The organism is Streptomyces sp. NPDC056486, from assembly GCF_042795295.1.
GTDB lineage: Bacteria > Actinomycetota > Actinomycetes > Streptomycetales > Streptomycetaceae > Streptomyces.
Window position 1 is genome coordinate 1 of sequence record NZ_JBHTSF010000323.1, and the last position, 1,939, is coordinate 1,939.

Below are 1,939 nucleotides of genomic sequence, written 5' to 3' on the forward strand. Positions count from 1 at the left end.
TCGTGGGGGTTGTTTTTTTTTAACACCCCCCCCGTTCTTCTCCCCCCCCGCGCCGGCCCCCCCCCCCGGGGGCGCCGGGCCCCCTCGCCCGTACCCAAACCCTCCTCAAGGGCAAGGACGGCATCGGCACGGTCCGCCGTACGACACTGCCGGGCGGCCTGCGCGTCGTCACCGAGACCCTGCCCTCCGTACGCTCGGCGACCTTCGGGATCTGGGCGAACGTCGGATCCCGTGACGAGACCCCGGCCCTGAACGGCGCCACGCACTACTTGGAGCACCTGCTCTTCAAGGGCACCAAGAAGCGCAGCGCCCTCGACATCTCGGCCGCGCTCGACGCGGTCGGCGGCGAGATGAACGCCTTCACGGCGAAGGAGTACACGTGCTACTACGCACGCGTGCTCGACACCGACCTGCCGCTCGCCATCGACGTCGTCTGCGACATGCTGACGGGCTCCCTGATCCGCCAGGAGGACGTCGACGCCGAGCGCGGCGTCATCCTCGAAGAGATCGCGATGACCGAGGACGACCCGGGCGACTGCGTGCACGACCTGTTCGCGCACACGATGCTCGGCGACACTCCTCTCGGCCGCCCTGTCCTGGGTACCGAGGAGACGGTCAACGCCCTCAACGCGGACCGGATCCGCCGCTTCTACAAGAAGCACTACGACCCGACCCACCTGGTGGTCGCGGCCGCGGGCAACGTCGACCACAACAAGGTCGTACGGCAGGTCCGTGCCGCCTTCGAGAAGGCCGGCGCCCTCCACCGCACTGACGCGACGCCCATCGTTCCGCGTCAGGGCTCGCGAGCTCTGCGCACGGCGGGCCGTGTCGAGGTCATCAACCGCAAGACCGAGCAGGCCCACGTCATCCTCGGCATGCCGGGCCTGGCCCGCACGGACGAGCGCCGCTGGGCCATGGGCGTCCTGAACACCGCCCTCGGCGGCGGCATGTCGTCCCGCCTCTTCCAGGAGGTCAGGGAGAAGCGCGGTCTGGCCTACAGCGTGTACTCGTACACGTCGGGCTTCGCCGACACCGGTCTCTTCGGCGTGTACGCGGGCTGCCGGCCGAGCCAGGTGCACGACGTACTGAAGATCTGCCGCGACGAACTCGACGACGTCGCGCAGAACGGTCTGAGCGACGACGAGATCGGCCGTGCGATCGGCCAGCTCGCGGGCTCCACCGTCCTCGGCCTCGAGGACACCGGGGCGCTGATGAACCGTATCGGCAAGAGCGAGCTGTGCTGGGGCGAGCAGATGTCGGTCGACGACATGCTGGCCAGGATCGCGGCGGTCACCCCGGACGACGTCCGTGAGGTCGCCCGCGATGTCCTGGGCCACCGTCCGTCCCTGTCGGCCATCGGCCCGCTCAAGGACAAGCAGGCCGCCCGCCTGCACGAAGCGGTCTCCTAAACCCCTTAAACCCCTTAAGGAATCAGGCACATGAGCAAGCTGCGCGTGGCGGTCGTCGGAGCCAAGGGCCGGATCGGCTCCGAGGCCGTCCGAGCCGTCGAAGCCGCCGACGACCTGGAACTGGTCGCCGCACTCGGCCGGGGCGACAAGCTGGACACGCTGGTGGAGACCGGCGCCCAGGTCGTGGTCGAACTGACCAACCCCGACGCGGTGATGGGCAACCTGGACTTCTGCGTGCGGCACGGCATCCACGCCGTGGTCGGTACGACGGGCTGGACCGATGAGCGCGTCGCGCAGCTGGAGACCTCGCTGGCCGCATCGCCGAAGACGGGCGTCCTGATCGCCCCGAACTTCTCCATCGGCGCGGTCCTCACCATGAAGTTCGCGCAGATCGCGGCGCCGTACTTCGAGTCCGTCGAGGTCGTCGAGCTGCACCACCCGAACAAGGCCGACGCCCCCAGCGGTACCGCCACGCGCACCGCCCAGCTCATCGCCGAGGCCCGTCGGGCTGCGGGCAGCGCCCCGCAGCC

At 69.5% G+C, this 1,939-nt stretch carries 1 protein-coding gene and 1 pseudogene; both read left to right on the forward strand.

Annotation, left to right across the window (positions count from 1 at the left end):
- Positions 1-83 precede the first annotated feature (83 nt).
- A pseudogene (locus tag ACFQ7F_RS45775) lies at positions 84-1,409 on the forward strand (M16 family metallopeptidase); the annotation flags it as partial.
- Positions 1,410-1,439: 30 nt separating this feature from the next.
- Positions 1,440-1,939 (forward strand): 4-hydroxy-tetrahydrodipicolinate reductase (locus ACFQ7F_RS45780; RefSeq protein ID WP_383285723.1); only part of this gene is annotated, 500 nt, incomplete at its 3' end.